This is a genomic window from Enterococcus sp. FSL R5-0957 (genome assembly GCF_038008005.1).
GTDB lineage: Bacteria > Bacillota > Bacilli > Lactobacillales > Enterococcaceae > Enterococcus_B > Enterococcus_B faecium.
Genome location: NZ_JBBOYG010000001.1, coordinates 203,246 through 220,147, shown reverse-complemented (window position 1 = coordinate 220,147; position 16,902 = coordinate 203,246). Strand labels below are relative to the sequence as shown.

The following is a 16,902-nucleotide window of genomic DNA, read 5'->3' as shown; positions in this document are numbered from 1 at the left end:
GCACCACGGGTAAAGCAATGATTTCTTCTACTGTCGTTTCTCTTGGATTTCCTGGTGTGCATACATCTCGCAAAGCATCTTCTGCAATTGCTGGGATATCTGCTTCTTTTACACCTAATTCAGAAATGGTTTCTGGGATTCCAACCGCTTTGCTCAACCGATCGATCTCACCACAAGCCGCTTCTCTTACATCTTCTAAAGACATTTCAGCTGCTCCTTTAATCCCTAGAACAAGAGCGATCTCACGGTACTTTTCTCCAGTATATTCTTTGTTATATTTCATGACAGTTGGCAAAAGTGCTGCACACGCTACGCCATGAGGAATGTTGTACCATGCACTTAACGGGTGAGCCATCCCGTGTACCAGTCCTAAACCGACATTTGAGAAGCCCATTCCCGCAATATACTGTCCTAATGCCATTTTTTCTCGCCCATTTTGATCGCCATCTACAGAAGCTTCCAAAGAATGACCGATGATTTCGATTGCTTTTAAATGCAGCATATCAGTCATTTCCCAAGTGCCTTTTGTGATAAACCCTTCAATAGCATGCGTCATAGCATCCATACCTGTTGATGCAGCCAATTTTTTCGACATTCCCATCACCATATCGCTGTCGATGAACGCGACGATTGGGATATCATGAGGATCAACACAAACAAATTTTCGGTGATTTACTTCATCTGTGATGACGTAGTTGATCGTTACTTCTGCTGCTGTTCCAGAAGTCGTTGGTATAGCTAATATAGGTAAACATGGATTTTTCGTATCAGCAACACCTTTTAAACTAATGACGTCTGAAAACTCTGGATTCGGCAAAATAATCCCAATGGCTTTTGCCGTATCGATTGGCGAACCTCCACCGATTGCGATCAAACAGTCTGCCTCTGCCTCTTTAACAAAAGCCACTCCATCTTTTACATTTTGGATCGTTGGATTAGGTACGATCCCGTCGTATAAAGCATAATCGATTGCTGCTTTATCTAGAAGTTCTGTTACTTTTGTTGCTATACCGTGCTCGATCAATCCTTTGTCAGTAATGACAGCTGCTTTGCTGAATCCTCGCTGCTGAAATTCAGGGACGATCGACTCAATCGCTCCTTTTCCAAAATACGATGTTTCATTTAAAATCATTCGATTACTCATTTTTTATTCCTCCTAATTTGTATTATTTTTCACAATAAAAAACGAAAGAACCCCAAGCAACCGGTTGCCCAGTTGCTTGTTACTACAGTTCAAAGACTGGCATCAATTCCCAACTGACTGGAGAGGCATCTGGATTTGTCTCCATGATATCTTCCATGTACTTCCACCATTTTTGATTGATAGATGTATTTGCCATTTTTTCCCATAACTTTTCATCTTCGATCACTAAGTAACCAAATAACAAACTTATACTCGGATCAAGATAGATCGAATAGTCGATGACCCCGTGTTCACGAAGTGCTGTACGCATTTCTGGCCAAAGTTCATCATGTCTTTTTTTGTATTCTTCTTGTTTTTCTGGGTAAACTTTCATGCAAAAAGCTTTTTTCACCATGTCAGACACCTGCTTTCGTATGAACTTCCTCCAAATAACCTGCTTTCGGAGTAACACCAAACGCATCTGCTAAGCGCCACAGATTCTCGTCTGTGATTGTTTGCAAGATTGGTCCTTGCGCTTTGACGTACGTATAGACTGCTGCTGCTTTTTCTGCTGTCTCGATCAAACCAAAGACTTCATCCATGTCTTTTCCTGACCCGTAGATTCCATGTTGTGGCCATAAAACCAATCGAGTTTCTTTCATTTTTTCAGCTGTTGCTTCCCCAATCTCATTTGTTCCCGGAACCATCCACGGAATGATGGAAATTCCTTCTGGAAAAACAACTAAGCATTCCGTACACATTTGCCATAGCGTACGACTAAAGGAACGTTCGTCTAATTCATGCGTAAAACTCATCGCTAATAGATGACTAGCATGGCAATGCATAACGATCCGATTATCTGGGTCTACTTCTAAACGGGCGATATGACTCATGAAATGACTTGGCAACTCGCTTGTAGGAAGGCATTCGTTTTCCAGCCCCCACAAAAGTTCCAGTGTTTTGCCATCTTCAGCAACTCGAACGATTCCAAGATTATCGGCAGGTTCGCTCGCTACATTTTTAAAATATCTTCCTGAACCAGTTACAATAAAATAGCATCCTGCCAAACGGCTGGCATCAAAAATCATCGAGATGCGGCGGATCACTTTTTCAGGATCCAAGAACGGTGTGATCTCTTCTTCTTTTAGTAAATAAGAAATATTCCCGCCATTTCTTTCATCCCATCCCAAGCGATAAAGATTCGACGTCGTTTCGATCATTTCTTTCACATAAGGCGCTTGTAAAATATCTATTTTTTTCAATATAGCCACACTCCTATTTTCTTAATTCCAACACGTCTTTTTGATATTCCTGGACTTCTTCCAGCCAATCCAAACCAACTGGAACTTGATTTTTGTAACAGAAATAATTCCATACATCGGCATAGGGGAAATCTTTCAATTCTTCCGTATAAGCCATTCTTGAAGTAAAGTCAAAAGCCAGCTCCATTTCTTTCAATCGCTCAACTGGTTCCAGCATAGCTTTCAGCAGTGCTTTTTGTGTATTTCTCGTACCGATGACCCAAGCAGCGATACGGTTGATCGTTGCGTCAAAGAAATCCAGACCGATATTTGTTTTTTCCAACAATTCGTTACGGACTAATTCTTTAGCGATTTCCTGCAATTCATCATCCATCAAAACCACATGGTCTGAATCCCAGCGCACTGGACGGGAAACATGCAACATGATTCCTTTGCTGAATAAAGCTAATGAAGATAATTTATTGGAAATCACTTCTGTTGGATGAAAATGTCCAGCATCTAGACAAACAAGTTTGTCACGAGTCAACCCGTAACCCATATAAAATTCATGGGAGCCGACTGTATAAGCTTCAGCGCCTAAACCAAATAGTTTGCTTTCTACTGCATCTTGTACATACCGTTCATCTAACTCTTCTGTAAAAATTTCATCGAGTGATTCCATTAAACGTTCCCGTGGGGTAAAACGATCAATCGGATTATCTTTCATCCCATCAGGTACCCAAAAGTTATTGATACTTGTTTGCCCAGTTTCTTTCCCAAAGTACTCCGCGATTTTGCGGCTTCTTTTCCCGTGTTCGATCCAGTATTCACGAACTTCTTTATCTGGATGAGCCAATGTAAAGCCGTCTTTCATCATTGGATGCGAAAAGAAAGTCGGATTGAGGTCAAGACCGATTTCTTCTTTTTTTGCCCACTCTACCCATTTTTCAAAATGTTTCGGCTCAATTTCATTTAGATCGACAGATTCTTCTGTATCCAAATAGATAGCATGAAGATTCAATTTGTGTTTGCCCGGTATCAACGAATAAGCCTTTTCCAGATCTTGTCTAAGCTCTTCAGGTGTTCGTGCGGCTCCTGGAAAATTCCCTGTCGCCATGATTCCACCGGTCAATTCGCCATCCGGTGTCAAGAAACCTTTGACATCGTCTCCTTGCCAGCAATGCATAGAAATTTTGATGTCCTGTATCTTTTCTAGTACAGCATCTGTATCTACACCGATAGTTGCATATTTTTCTTTTGCTTGTTCGTAATTTTTTTCAATCGTGTTCATACGATTACTCCTTTGATTTTATTCACGTACCATTCCATCGTGTTTTGCTTATTTTCATCTGGGTAAAAAGTTTCACATGGAAACGACTGTTTGATTACATTTCTTGCTTGTTCTATATTCGAAAACTGACCTGTACTGAGCATTTGCATGGCAACATTCCCGATTGCTGTGGCTTCACTAGGACCTGCTTCTACAATGATTCCGGCATAATCTGCTGTCAATTGATTCAGTAGACGATTATTCGATCCGCCCCCTACGATGTGCAGCTTTTCCAATTTCGTTCCAGTTAAGTGTTCTACTTTGATCAGCTCTTGTGCGTAACAAAGAGCAAGATTATCATACACACAACGAACGATAGCTCCCGGCGAGACAGGGACTGGCTGCTCTGTTTCAAAACAGTATTGCTGAATCTCTTCTATCATATTTTGGGGATTCAAAAATCGAGGGTCATTGATTTCCATCACTTGCTGCAGCGGTTTTTCTTTTGCAGCAAGCTCTGCCAATTCCGCATAACTGTACTCGTACTCTTGCATTCGGGCAACTTCCTGGATCAACCACATCCCCATGATGTTTTTCAAAAAACGCACCGTGTTATGGGCACCCCATTCATTCGTATAATTTTCAGAAAAAGCATTGCGAGAAACATTGGCGATCTTTGTTTCAATCCCTAAAAGCGACCATGTCCCACTGCTGATATAACCCCAACGTTCTCCTTGACCTGGCGTTCCTAATACAGCTGACGCCGTATCATGACTTGCTACTGTGATAAAGGTCACATCTGGCAAATCATATTTTGAAAATTGTTCTTTTTGCAGATCTCCTAGTATCGTTCCCGGCTCTGTCAATGGTGGAAATAATTCCTTCGAGACACCGATTTTTTCAAGAAGTTCTATTTCCCATTCTTTTGTCCCTGCATTCAGCAGCTGCATAGTAGATGCATTAGTTTTCTCCGTCACCATGTTACCAGTAAAGACATACCCTAAATAATCAGGTATCAGTAACAATTTATGTGCTTTTGCCAAATTTTCTTTTTCTTCAGCAAACAATTGGAACAAGGTATTGAAAGGCTGGATCTGAATCCCTGTCTGCTCATACAACTTATCTAGAGAATAGATTTCAGAAAACTGTTCTACTGCTCCATTGGTACGCTTGTCCCGATAAGCAATCGGATCGTTTATCCGATCCCCTTGTTCATCAATCAGACAGTAATCGACTGCCCATGTATCGATCCCCGCAAAAAGACGATCAATCCCTGTCTGCTTTAATTTTTCAAATCCAATCAAAATCTCTTTGATAAGATAATCGATCTTCCAGCGATCGTGACCGTCTTTGTTCCGAAAGCCGTTTTTGAACCGGTGTACTTCTTCCAAGATCAAAGCACCTTTTGCATCCCTCGTACTTTTCATTAGTCGTCCGCTTGATGCACCGATATCGATGGCAACAAATGTTGGATTCATTTCTCCACCTCTTTTACTTTATTGTTGATTAGCACTTTATTAATAAAGCGTTATCATTTATTAACAATGCTATCATAATACAGAATCTTATATTTTGCTTCACACTATTTTGGTATATAATTGCATTATCTTGACAAGTTGGGAGTGTTTATATGGATTACTGGGAAAAAGCCAACCACTCATGGTCTGAAGACTCAAAAAGAGTGATCTTGACGCCTACACAAAGAAGCAGGAATTTATTTTTTATATCCAAGAAATCGGTTACTTCAAAGCACCAATCCCTTACTATACTGAACGAGCACATTTACCTTCTTACTTGATAAAGTTTACTTTGTCTGGCGAAGGTTCGCTTACATATAATGATAATCAGCAACAGCTAAAAGCTGGAGACTTATTTTTTATTGACTGCCAAGAATATCAGCGTTATCAAACGATCAGCGAAGAACCATGGGAAATGGATTGGATCCATTTGAATGGTCAGAACGTCCAATCATTTTATCAGGAGTTCACAAAAGACGGCCATAACACCTTCCATTCAACAGGGGATCCATCAGAAAACAAGATCCACCATTTGATCACAGAATTGATCCACATGCAACAAGGTACGAATGCCCGTACCGATTTCCAGTCCTCTGTAGCTATCCACGAGTTGCTGAATGAACTGATTTTGCAAAAGTATCAGCTAGATTTCGAAGAAGAGGATATTCCCGCCTACGTTTACAAACTGAAGCAATACTTAGACGAACATTTCAAAGAAACGATTACACTTGATCAATTAGAACAACAATTCTTATTGAATAAATATCAGCTGAGCAAAGATTTTTCCAAATTTATCGGTTCTCCACCAATCGATTATTTGATCAGCAAAAAACTCTCTTACGCTAAAGACCTTCTTCGGTATACAGAATTTACGGTTCGAATGATTTCCGAAGAAATAGGGATTGAGAATTTTGCTTACTTTAGCCGCCTGTTCAAAGCAAAAACAGGACTATCGCCGAGAGACTTTCGTAAATTCAGCTGATTCATATAATATGTACGTCATTTTTTCAAAATATTTTGAAATATATAGATAAAAATAAAATAACCGCAGTTTCTGCTTCTATATAAACAACAGCAGCTACTGCGGTTATTTTTTAGTGATCATTCTCATTGTTCATCTTCAAAATGTTCATAATGAACCAACTGTTTCTGTGTATCACGTTTCAAAAATTCTTTAGGCGTTATGCCGAACTCTCTCTTGAATGCTTTCAGAAAATGCGGATAAGACGAAAAACCACTTTTACTATATACAGCACTAGAGCTGCGGTACTCTCGCAATAAGTGCTTGGCATAGATCAGCTTTTTCTTCATTACATACTGATGAAACGTAAATCCAGTGTACTTTTTGAATTCTCGTGTGATATGGTATTTGCTGACAAAAAATTGCTTTTCCATTTCCTCTAAAGAAAGCGGATGAGATAAATTTTTTGAGATATATTGTAACATGTGTTCCACACGCTCATTAGGAACTACAGCATTCTGTTCTTGCGCACTCTCTTCTTTTTGTACAACTTGATTGAGAAAAATCAAGTATTCTACCAGAGCTTGTTCATATTTTATGTCTTCACCGTAAATTTTTTTATCAGGAGGATGGTCGATAAATGATAATTTTTGCTTCAATACTTCCTGTTCTATTTGCAATACACGACTCCTCTTCTCTCCTATTGGTTGAAAACAAGCCGATAGATTAGACCATGGCGTGGAACGACTTTCTAGAAAAGAAGGGGTGACAAAGATATAGACACGCTCGAATACATCTGAAGATTGGCGGACGATACAATGCAAATCATTGGAATGGATGAGCAGCACACTTCCTGCTTTGATCGTAAATTGTCGTCCGTTCAAATAAAAAGTCGCTTCTCCCTTTAATGTAGCATGGATCTCATAGAAATCATGATGATGATAGATCGTTTTATTTTGGCTGACGACATCTTTGACATGATAGATTTCATACTGATCAGAAACCATCGTATTGACTTGTTCACCGCTGATTTTCTTTTGGAGCATGTGCCGCACCTCCTTTTGTTCACTTATGCACAATTTTATTATACCACGTTTTTTGTAATCAAAAAGAGCTGCTTTTATATACTCTTATAAAAAAGAAGAGACGTGGCATCTTCTAGCCCCGCCCCCTCCATTCTAAATATTAGTTAACCAACGTCTTCTTTACATTATTCAAGAAGACTTCTTCCATAACGGATCCCATCATCTTTTGTTTCTTCAAGAACCACATACAGGTACGGACGATTCTTCATGATGATTTCTTTGATTTTTGTGTACTCGATCACACCGTCTCCCAAATTTACCGGCACGATTTTTTCCTGTTCGACACGAAAATCTTTCAAATGAACCGCACATATCTTTTCACCAAAACGTTCAAAAGCTTCTTCTACCAATTGGACTTGTTCTTGATAATCACTACTTGTGATCAAATTGGTCGGATCTAAAATGATTCCTAGATAGTCCGAATCTACTGCTTGGATCAGCTGCTCTACCCTTGCTAAAGAATACACCGGATGATTCAAACCTGGTTGTATCCCCACCATCATTTGGTATTTTTCTCCAGCTTTTACCAAGCGACGGATAACGGACACTGCTTCAGCAAATGCTTCATCTGTGAAATTTTCTTCTGTATATTGGATTTCCGGCAAAACACATCCAGTTTCCGAAGCAACCATCGACGCACCAAAGGAAGAAGCATAGCGAAGATACTGCTCGAACTTTGTCAGCAACTCTTCTCGTATCGTTAAATCTGGATGAATCATATTGATATAGCAACTTAAAATTCCTACGGTCACTTCTTGCTTTTCTAAAACTCGTTTGACATAATTTCCCATCCCAGAATTGATCTCATTTGCGCCAGAAGGTATTTCAGGAAACGAAAGACCTAAGGCGAGCTGCAGTGTATGAATCCCTTGTTCTTTTGTTTTTTCTGCAAGATCTTCTATCGTTTGGACTTCGGAAAGATCATGTCCTCTAATTGTAATGTTCAACATAACTATTCTCCTAACTCAGCATATTGGGTAGCCACATGACGATTTGCGGGAAGTAAGTAATCAAAAACAAGACGACTAAGATAACCCCATAAAAAGGAAGAAGCGGTTTCAGCATTGCCTCTGCTTTTACGCCTCCTACACTTGCACCGACATATAGTCCTGTACCTACTGGCGGCGTGATGGAGCCTACACACAGATTCATGATTGAAAACAACCCGTAATGTACAGGATCAACCCCTACACTTGTGACGATTGGTAAAAATATTGGTGTAAAAATCAAGATAGCAGGCGCCACATCCATAAACATACCCACCAGTAATAACACAAGATTGACTAATAACAGAATAATAAATTTATTATCCGTTACGCCCATAATCAACGAACTAATTGCCTGAGGAATACCGGTAAACGCCATGGCGAAAGACATCATGGAAGAAGTAACCAATAAGAACATGATCGTCCTTGACATTGCTACTGATTGAAACAACATATTAGGTATATCTTTTAGTTTTACCGTTTTATAGTAAAACATAGCAATCAACAGGGAGTAAATGACAGCTATCGCTGAAGCTTCTACTGCTGTAAATATCCCCGTCAAGATACCACCGATAATGATGACAATCAATAGAAGGCTAGGAATCGCCTCTTTTATTATTTTTCCAGCATGAGCCATCTGTCCTTTTTCGACAACAGGGTATTTATTCTTTTTAGCAACGATGAATGCTACTAGCATGATTCCTAGCGCCCACAAAGCGCCTTAAACAAAGCAGAGATCGAAGCACCACCAGCAACAAGTGAATACATGATAAAAGCAGTACTTGGAGGAATGACCATACCTGTCGGAGCTGACGCGATATTGACCGCTGTCGCAAACTTCCGGTCATATCCTTCTTCCACTTGCTGAGGGATCAACACTCCACCAATCGCGGTAGAAGCGGCAATGGCCGAGCTAGAGATGGAACCAAATAAAGCATTCCCTAACACATTCGTATGAGCCAAAGCCCCCGGCACGCGCCCGACGAACAACATCGCAAAATCCACTAGTTTCTTAGCTATCCCTCCATTATTCATGATAATGCCCGAGAGAACGAAAAACGGAATAGCGATCAGCGAAAAACTATTGATACTTCCCACCATTTTTTGAGCTGAACTAAAAGCAGAAACATCAAACGGTATAACTAACAATAAAGTCATCATCGATGAGAATGCAATACTTATAGCAATCGGCATCCCTAATACAAGCAACACAGCAAATACAAAAAATAACACTAATCCGGCTTCTATTGCCATTTTATTCCTCCATTTTTATATTTTTTCTTGAATTGCTGGCTTGTTGCTTAATGTATCGATTAGATTAATCAGGCTATAGATAATGATGAGTACCCCCGATACAGGTACTGACAGATAAACATATCCCATAGGAATACTTAAAGAAGGCGAGATCTGCCCCATTGTCAATGTGACAGCATTCCATCCGCCATACACCATGATCATCGCAGCAAATACCAGAAATAAACTTTGAACAACAACTTCTAAAATTTTACTTTTTTTGCCAGTTAATTTTTCACTTAAAACCGTTACGGCTAAATGTGCTTTTTGTCCCACAACATACGCGGAAGACAACATGGCAAACCAGACAAGACCGAATCGAACAAGCTCTTCCGTGACCGTATTTGGATTTCCTAAAACCGTTCTGGAAAATACTTGCCATAAAACAACAGCGACCATCCCAACAAGCAAAACAGCTCCCAGGATCTCTAATACCTTGTTTAAAATCATTTTCATCACAGCTACGCTCCTTGCTCTTGGATCTTTTGATAAAGGTCTTTGTAGGTAGGATCGTTTTTGAATATATCATGAAGTGGGGCAACTGCCTCTCGAAACGGTGTATTATCTACATCATTGAATTGGACTCCATGTTCTTCTTGTGCTAAAGCTTTTTCTTCTTCAATTGCTTTTGCAAAAGCTTCAATTTCAAAAACCGTTGATTCTTTCGCTGCTTCTTCAATGGCTTTTTCCTGCTCATCAGTTAGCTGTTCTTTGATGGCATCATTCATGATGATGATATCTGGCACACGTGTATGCTCATCATAGGAATAGTATTTAGCCACACCACCATGTCCAGCTGTATACAAGACAAATTCATTGTTTTCTGATCCGTTGATCAAATTGGATTGAAGAGACGTGTACACTTCATCACTTCCCATAGGTACGAGCGAACCGCCTAAAAGCTCTACCCTTTTGATAGCGGTTTCGCTTTGCATCACACGGATCTTCTTTCCCTTCAAATCTTCCGGCGTATGGATCGGACCGTCTACCATATAAAAGCTGCGCTGACCAGAATCATAATAGGTCAATCTGGTAAATCCTAAATTTTTGGTCGATTGGTAGATTGGCTCCATTATTTCTTCATTATCCATCACCTTAAAGAAATGTTCTTCATCATTGAATAGATAAGGAACTGAAAAAATCGAATAATCTTTAGAGAAACTTTCCAACGCTGAGGCACTTACTTTTGTGAAATCTACTGCTCCTGACTGTGTCAATTCGATCAGTTCACGTTCTCCACCCAGTTGTCCATCTGGGAGATACTGGATCTGTACGGAACCATCTGTTTTTTCTTTTACTAAACGCCCAAATTCATTCATTGCATCAATTACTGGCTGGCTGTTGCTTGCATAAGCAAAGCGCAAGGTAACTATCTCATTTACGTCTGCATCTGCGACAGTTGCCACACTAGAATTATTTCCGCAGCCGCTTAGACCTAGCAGACCTAGGCTAAGCGAACTTGCTGCAAACAGCAGTGATGTTTTTTTCATATGGGTTTCCTTTCTTTTAACAATAAGAGACGAGCAATTCTGTCAAACAAAGCACCGTTAACGACTGTCCATAAGGCATTGCTGTGATTCCGATATTCCGATAAAAATCTAAACTGTCCCCCATTCCTGTCCCGATTGAAACGTTTTGAACTTCTCCTTTTTCATCGATTTGTTCAAGCAATCCTTGGATAGTTGGATAGCACGATAAGCGACTTCTTTATATTCTTGTGGTAAATAACGTTTATGGACCGCTTTCAAAATACCGTAAGCAAATCCTGCAGTTACAGAAGATTCTACGTAAGAAGAAGGATCATCCAACAACGTATGCCATAAACCGCTTTCAGACTGATAAGTTTTTAATGCACGCACTTGTGCTTCAAGTGTTTCGATCAATAATTTGCGCAATGCATCTTCTTTCGATAATTCTAAGATTTCAATGATCTCTGGAATAGCAATCGTCAACCAGCAGTTTCCACGAGTCCAAAATGCTTCGGCATAGTTATGATTTCCTTCAAACGTCCAGCCGTGATACCACAATCCTGATCGTTTATCCATCAAGTATTTGATATGGATCATAAACTGGTAACGAGCTTCTTCTAAATATTCTGGGCGATTCAACAGTTTCCCGATTTTTGCCAAAGGAAGCACTGTCATCATCAATGTATCGTCCCACAACTGATTCTTATTTTCCGGTCCATATGTGGCATGCTGTAACCCGTCTTCATTTGTCCGAGGCATGTCATTCATGACCCATTCTGCCCATTGTTCTAAATAAGGCAAATAGCGTGAATCTTTCGTGTCTTCATACAAGTAAGCCATAGTCAATAGCGGTGCCATTGTATTGACGTTTTTGGGCGGAGCGCCTTCTTCCATACGATCCTCAAACCATTCATTGACCACTTGATAAGCGCGAGGATTTTTTGTCATCTGGTAATTTTTATAAATACCATATAGACCGACACCTTGTGGCCAATTCCACACTGTCCAGCTCTTGTCATCTACTTTCAGTCCTTCAAAGTCCAACAAAAATTCACCATTATCGTCTTTGATCGTTGTCAGGTTTTCAACGAGCAGGTCAATTTTTTCTTTCACTAATTCTTTAGGTACAAAAATCTCTTCTTTAATAATCATCTTTACGCCACCTTTTTAAACGCTTTCATTTTATATCCTTAATATAGCAGTAATACCGTCCACTATAAATATCGCTTTTTGAACAAAAACTGTCTAAAATTGACCTAAATGTTAAATAACAAAAGTAACTTTCAGTTACTTGGAAATTAAAAAAAGAACTTGGAGAAACAACGTTTTCCAAGTTCTTTTTCATCTATTTTCTTATCTTTTTTCTACGCTTTCTTTTGCTTATCCGTTGTAAGCATCAATGATGATCTGTTTCAATTCAGAGATCAATGGTTCTTTCGGATTAGCTGTCGTACATTGGTCTTCGTAAGCTAATTCAGCCATACGGTCTACGGTTGTATCTAGTGTTTCTTGTGTGACTCCTTGAGCTTTTAGACTCATGTTGATGCCGACAGATTTTCCTAATTCATAAACAGCCGTTGCTAAAGCTTCGACTAATTCCTCTGTTGTTTCGCCTTTCAGACCTAAGAATTTTGCAATATCTGCGTAATCTGTATCTGCACGGAAATAGTCATATTTAGGGAACATCGCATGTTTTTGTGGATCTTTTGCATTATAGCGGATAATATGCGGTAAAAGAATCGCATTTGTCCGTCCATGAGGGATCCCGTATTCCCCGCCGATTTTATGTGCGACTGAGTGACAAATACCTAGGAATGCGTTAGCAAACGCCATACCAGCCATTGTAGAAGCGTTGTGCATTTTTTCACGTGATTCCATATCAGGTGTTTTTACTGATTTTTCTAAATAGTCAAAGACTAACTTGATTGCTTGTAGGCTCAATCCACGTGTATAATCTGAAGCCATGACTGAAACATAGGATTCGATTGCATGTGTTAACACATCCATCCCGGTATCTGCTGTGACAGATGCTGGAACTGACATGACGAATTGAGGATCGACGATTGCGACATCTGGCGTCAATGCATAATCTGCTAACGGATATTTCACATGTGTTTCACTGTCAGTGATGACCGCAAATGGCGTTACTTCAGAACCAGTTCCTGATGTTGTCGGGATACATACGAATTGTGTTTTTTCTGGTTTGTCGATCTTATATGTCCGTTTACGGATATCCAAGAATTTTTGTTTTGCACCAAAGAAAGATGTGTCTGGGTGTTCATAGAACATCCACATTCCCTTAGCTGCGTCCATTGCAGAACCGCCTCCAAGAGCGATTACTGTATCTGGCTTGAAGTCTGCCATCAGTTTCGTTCCTGCGTATACGGTATTTGTCGATGGGTTCGGTTCAACATCTGAGAAGACTTCGATCTTCACATCATTTTTACGTCGTGCCAATACTTCACGAACTGTATCGCAGTAACCGAATTGGACCATACCAGGGTCACAAATGATCATGACACGTTCAACGTTTTCCATTTTCTCTAAGTACAATAGAGAGTTCTTTTCAAAGAAGATTTTTGGCGGTAATTTGAACCATTGCATGTTATTTCTCCGTTTCGCTACAGTTTTGACATTGATTAAGTTTACAGCAGAGACGTTACGAGAAACAGAGTTCTTACCATAAGAACCGCATCCTAAAGTCAATGACGGAATCATTTCGTTATAGATATCACCGATGCCGCCTTCTGCAGATGGTGTATTCACTAAAATACGACAAGCTTTCATTCGAAGACCGAATTTGACATGCAACTCTTCGTTTTCTGAATGGATAACTGCTGTATGTCCTAATCCTCCAAGATTCAACATACCTTCACACAAATCAAACGCATGGTCCGTGTTGTTAGCTTTGATCATGGCAAGAACTGGAGAAAGTTTTTCTCTTGATAGCGGATAACCTGGGCCTACGCCTTCCAATTCAACAATCAGCATTTTCGTTCCTTTTGGTACACTGATTCCTGCCAATTTTGCGATTTCCATCGCAGAATGTCCAACGATTGATGGATTGACCGCATATTTTCCTTCGTTCATCACTGCATCTTCTAATTTTTGCAATTCATCTGGTTTTACGATATAAACTTGGTGTGCTTGGAATTCTGCTTTTACTGCTGCATAGATTTCTTTATCCACGATCACAGCTTGTTCAGAAGCACAAATCATTCCATTATCAAATGTTTTCGAAACGATCAAATCGTTCACTGCACGTTTAATTTTTGCTGTTTTTTCAATATAAGCTGGTACGTTACCTGGACCTACACCTAAAGCTGGTTTTCCTGTAGAGTAAGCAGACTTGACCATTCCAGATCCACCTGTCGCTAAGACGATCGCGATACCTGGATGGTTCATTAGCATAGAAGTCGCTTCGATCGAAGGATGTTCGATCCATTGGATACAATTTTCAGGAGCTCCGGCAGCGATAGCAGCATCACGTACTACTCGTGCTGCTTCTGCAGAAGATTTTTGGGCACTTGGATGGAAAGCAAAAACGATTGGATTTCTTGTTTTCAACGCGATCATTGATTTGAAAATCGTTGTGGAAGTCGGATTCGTTGTTGGAGTTACTCCGCAAACCACACCGACTGGTTCAGCAATTTCAATCAACCCTTTTTGGACATCTTCATTGATCACACCAACTGTTTTATCATGTTTGATATTATGCCAAATATATTCGGACGCATACATATTTTTGATTGCTTTATCTTCGTAAACACCGCGGCCTGTTTCCTCTACAGCCATCTTTGCTAATGGCATATGTTGATCCAAAGCTGCCATTGCCATTTCATGCACGATATGGTCTACTTTTTCTTGATCAAAGCTTTCCATTTCTTTCAATGCTGCATTTGCTTTTTCTGCCAAATCATCAATCATTGCTTGTACGTCAATTGTCTTCGTTTTTTCTTTTTCCATTACTTTAGCCATCATTATCCTCCTAATGGGTCATGGTTATTTGTTAAATCATTCACATGTATATCATACAATATTTGTTTTTCTATGTAAACACTTTTTTGTGATTTTTTTCACAGTTATTTTTAAATATAAAATTGCTTTATTTACAGGTGTTTGTATAGAAAAATATATAAAGTTATTTATTATTATTTATATTACACACCCGATTATTCAATATTGAGCAATATATCCTATACTCTTATCTCTTTCTTTTTTGAATAAAAAATGAGGTAGGACATCTTTCTGCCCTACCTCGTCTTTAAATAAGCTTTGATACTTATTTTTCTTTCTTCTCTTCTGTCTCTTCCAGCGTTTCTGTTGTTTCAGTTTTTACTTCAACTGTCTCAGCTGGTTCTTCTGTTGTTTCAACAGTAGTCGTTGCATCATTTGTTACGACAGTCCCTGGTTTGACCGTTTTGATTGCTGCACGATCGTACTCAAGGAAGATCCCTTCGCAGTCTAAAACAACTGTCCGTTTGTCATTGTCGATTTCTGAAACAACTCCATGTAATCCGCCGATCGTTACGACTGAATCACCTGGTTTCATGCTATCTAACAAGTTTTGACGTTCTTGCTGTTGTTTCTTTTGCGAACGTGACATAAAAAACCACATTGCTAATAGCGCGATAAACATCACAAGCATTGGTAATGTTCCCATTTTTTTCACCTCACTAATTCTGTATCTACAAAAAACACTTTAGCAGAAAAATGCTGCTAACACTAGTTTTTTACTTAATTTTTAAAAGATTTTCCTTTAGAAGCTTTTTGCGTTTTCTTTATTGAACCCGTATTCTTCAAAAAAGGCTTCTCTAAATTCAAGCAAATTATCATCCATGATTGCTTGACGTACTTGTTTCATTAGATTCAACAAGAAGTATAAATTGTGGTAAGAAGTCAAACGAATCCCAAATGTTTCATCACATTTGATCAAATGGCGGATATAGGCACGTGTATAGTTTTTACATGTATAACAATCACATTTCTCATCAATTGGACGGAAATCATGAGCATACTTCGCATTTTTCACTACTAGACGACCTTGAGAAGTCATACATGTGCCATTTCGAGCGATTCGAGTAGGCAAGACACAGTCAAACATGTCTACTCCACGGATAACACCATCGATCAATGAATCAGCAGCACCGACACCCATCAAGTAACGTGGTTTGTTTTCGGGGATCAACGGTGTAGTGAATTCTAATACACGATTCATTTCTGATTTAGGTTCCCCGACAGATAACCCGCCGATTGAGTAACCAGGGAAATCCATCCCGACTAGATCTTTCGCGCTTTGACGACGAAGATCTTCAAATCCTGCTCCTTGGATGATTCCAAATAATCCTTGACGGTCTGGGTTAGCATGAGCTTTCAATCCTCGTTCTGCCCATCGAGACGTACGTTCTACTGATTTTTTCACGTAGTCGTAACTTTCATCGAATGGTGGACATTCGTCAAAACTCATCATGATATCAGAGCCCAATTTATTTTGGATGTTGATTGCTTTTTCTGGTGATAAAAACATACGTGAACCGTTCAAGTGATTTTTGAAATGCACGCCTTCTTCTTCGATATTCCGCATATCACTTAATGAAAAAACTTGAAAGCCGCCTGAATCTGTTAAAATCGGTTGATCCCAGTTCATAAATTTATGCAGTCCGCCAGCTTCTTCTACTAAGTCTTCACCAGGGCGTAGCCATAAATGATATGTATTACTTAAAATAACGCCAGCACCCATTTCTTTCAACTCTTCTGGGGACATTGTTTTTACTGTAGCTAATGTTCCTACTGGCATGAACATTGGTGTGGGGAAAGTTCCGTGTGGCGTGATCAATTCCCCTAAACGCGCGCCAGTATGTTTTTCTTTCTTGATTAAACGATAGCGAATGGCAGGTTGCGTCATTCATTTCCCTACTTTCTATATAAAATATCTTGACAACTCCCACCATCATAAT

At 39.6% G+C, this 16,902-nt stretch carries 11 protein-coding genes and 4 pseudogenes; 1 reads left to right on the top strand and 14 read right to left on the bottom strand.

Annotated features, from left to right (window positions below):
* Positions 1–10: 10 nt before the first annotated feature.
* From fucO to rhaB, 5 genes and pseudogenes are all read right to left on the bottom strand, one after another.
* Positions 11–1,144: pseudogene (gene fucO, locus MKX69_RS01070) on the bottom strand (lactaldehyde reductase); the annotation flags it as partial.
* Between the two features lie 82 nt (positions 1,145–1,226).
* The gene (gene rhaM, locus MKX69_RS01065; RefSeq protein WP_002298313.1) at positions 1,227–1,538 is read right to left on the bottom strand and encodes an L-rhamnose mutarotase; all 312 of its coding nucleotides are present in this window, start codon (positions 1,536–1,538) and stop codon (positions 1,227–1,229) included.
* Position 1,539: 1 nt separating this feature from the next.
* Complete coding sequence (rhaD, locus tag MKX69_RS01060) at positions 1,540–2,385, bottom strand: rhamnulose-1-phosphate aldolase (protein WP_341008402.1); 846 nt, start codon at positions 2,383–2,385, stop codon at positions 1,540–1,542.
* Positions 2,386–2,398: 13 nt separating this feature from the next.
* Positions 2,399–3,655 (bottom strand): L-rhamnose isomerase, encoded by a 1,257-nt coding sequence (gene rhaA, locus MKX69_RS01055; RefSeq protein ID WP_114634804.1) that lies wholly within the window; start codon positions 3,653–3,655, stop codon positions 2,399–2,401.
* The gene (rhaB, locus tag MKX69_RS01050) at positions 3,652–5,112 is read right to left on the bottom strand and encodes a rhamnulokinase (protein WP_114634806.1); all 1,461 of its coding nucleotides are present in this window, start codon (positions 5,110–5,112) and stop codon (positions 3,652–3,654) included. The genes rhaA and rhaB overlap by 4 nt, the downstream gene beginning before the upstream one ends.
* 152 nt (positions 5,113–5,264) lie before the next feature.
* On the opposite strand from rhaB, the pseudogene MKX69_RS01045 reads away from it, so the two are divergent.
* Positions 5,265–6,133: pseudogene (locus MKX69_RS01045) on the top strand (AraC family transcriptional regulator).
* 125 nt (positions 6,134–6,258) lie between these two features.
* Here the strand turns inward: MKX69_RS01045 and MKX69_RS01040 are convergent.
* The 9 genes and pseudogenes from MKX69_RS01040 to tgt all read right to left on the bottom strand — a co-directional run bounded on the left by MKX69_RS01040 (position 6,259) and on the right by tgt (position 16,850).
* Entirely contained in the window at positions 6,259–7,158 is a 900-nt protein-coding gene (locus MKX69_RS01040; protein ID WP_114634808.1) for an AraC family transcriptional regulator, read from the bottom strand.
* A 164-nt stretch (positions 7,159–7,322) separates the two neighbouring features.
* A complete protein-coding gene (locus MKX69_RS01035) occupies positions 7,323–8,147 on the bottom strand; it encodes a sugar phosphate isomerase/epimerase family protein (protein ID WP_114634809.1) in 825 nt (274 codons plus the stop codon).
* A gap of 10 nt (positions 8,148–8,157) precedes the next feature.
* A pseudogene (locus tag MKX69_RS01030) lies at positions 8,158–9,437 on the bottom strand (TRAP transporter large permease).
* 15 nt (positions 9,438–9,452) lie between these two features.
* Positions 9,453–9,932 (bottom strand): TRAP transporter small permease, encoded by a 480-nt coding sequence (locus tag MKX69_RS01025; RefSeq protein WP_002288258.1) that lies wholly within the window; start codon positions 9,930–9,932, stop codon positions 9,453–9,455.
* A 5-nt stretch (positions 9,933–9,937) separates the two neighbouring features.
* Positions 9,938–10,966 (bottom strand): TRAP transporter substrate-binding protein, encoded by a 1,029-nt coding sequence (locus MKX69_RS01020; protein WP_341008395.1) that lies wholly within the window; start codon positions 10,964–10,966, stop codon positions 9,938–9,940.
* A 16-nt stretch (positions 10,967–10,982) separates the two neighbouring features.
* Positions 10,983–12,097, bottom strand: a pseudogene (gene bglB / locus MKX69_RS01015) (beta-galactosidase BglB).
* Positions 12,098–12,325: 228 nt separating this feature from the next.
* Positions 12,326–14,923: a bifunctional acetaldehyde-CoA/alcohol dehydrogenase gene (gene adhE / locus MKX69_RS01010; RefSeq protein ID WP_341008393.1), complete on the bottom strand. Its 2,598-nt coding sequence runs from the start codon at positions 14,921–14,923 to the stop codon at positions 12,326–12,328.
* A gap of 304 nt (positions 14,924–15,227) precedes the next feature.
* A complete protein-coding gene (gene yajC / locus MKX69_RS01005; protein WP_002300794.1) occupies positions 15,228–15,608 on the bottom strand; it encodes a preprotein translocase subunit YajC in 381 nt (126 codons plus the stop codon).
* Positions 15,609–15,704: 96 nt separating this feature from the next.
* Complete coding sequence (gene tgt / locus MKX69_RS01000; RefSeq protein ID WP_002294183.1) at positions 15,705–16,850, bottom strand: tRNA guanosine(34) transglycosylase Tgt; 1,146 nt, start codon at positions 16,848–16,850, stop codon at positions 15,705–15,707.
* Positions 16,851–16,902 lie beyond the last annotated feature (52 nt).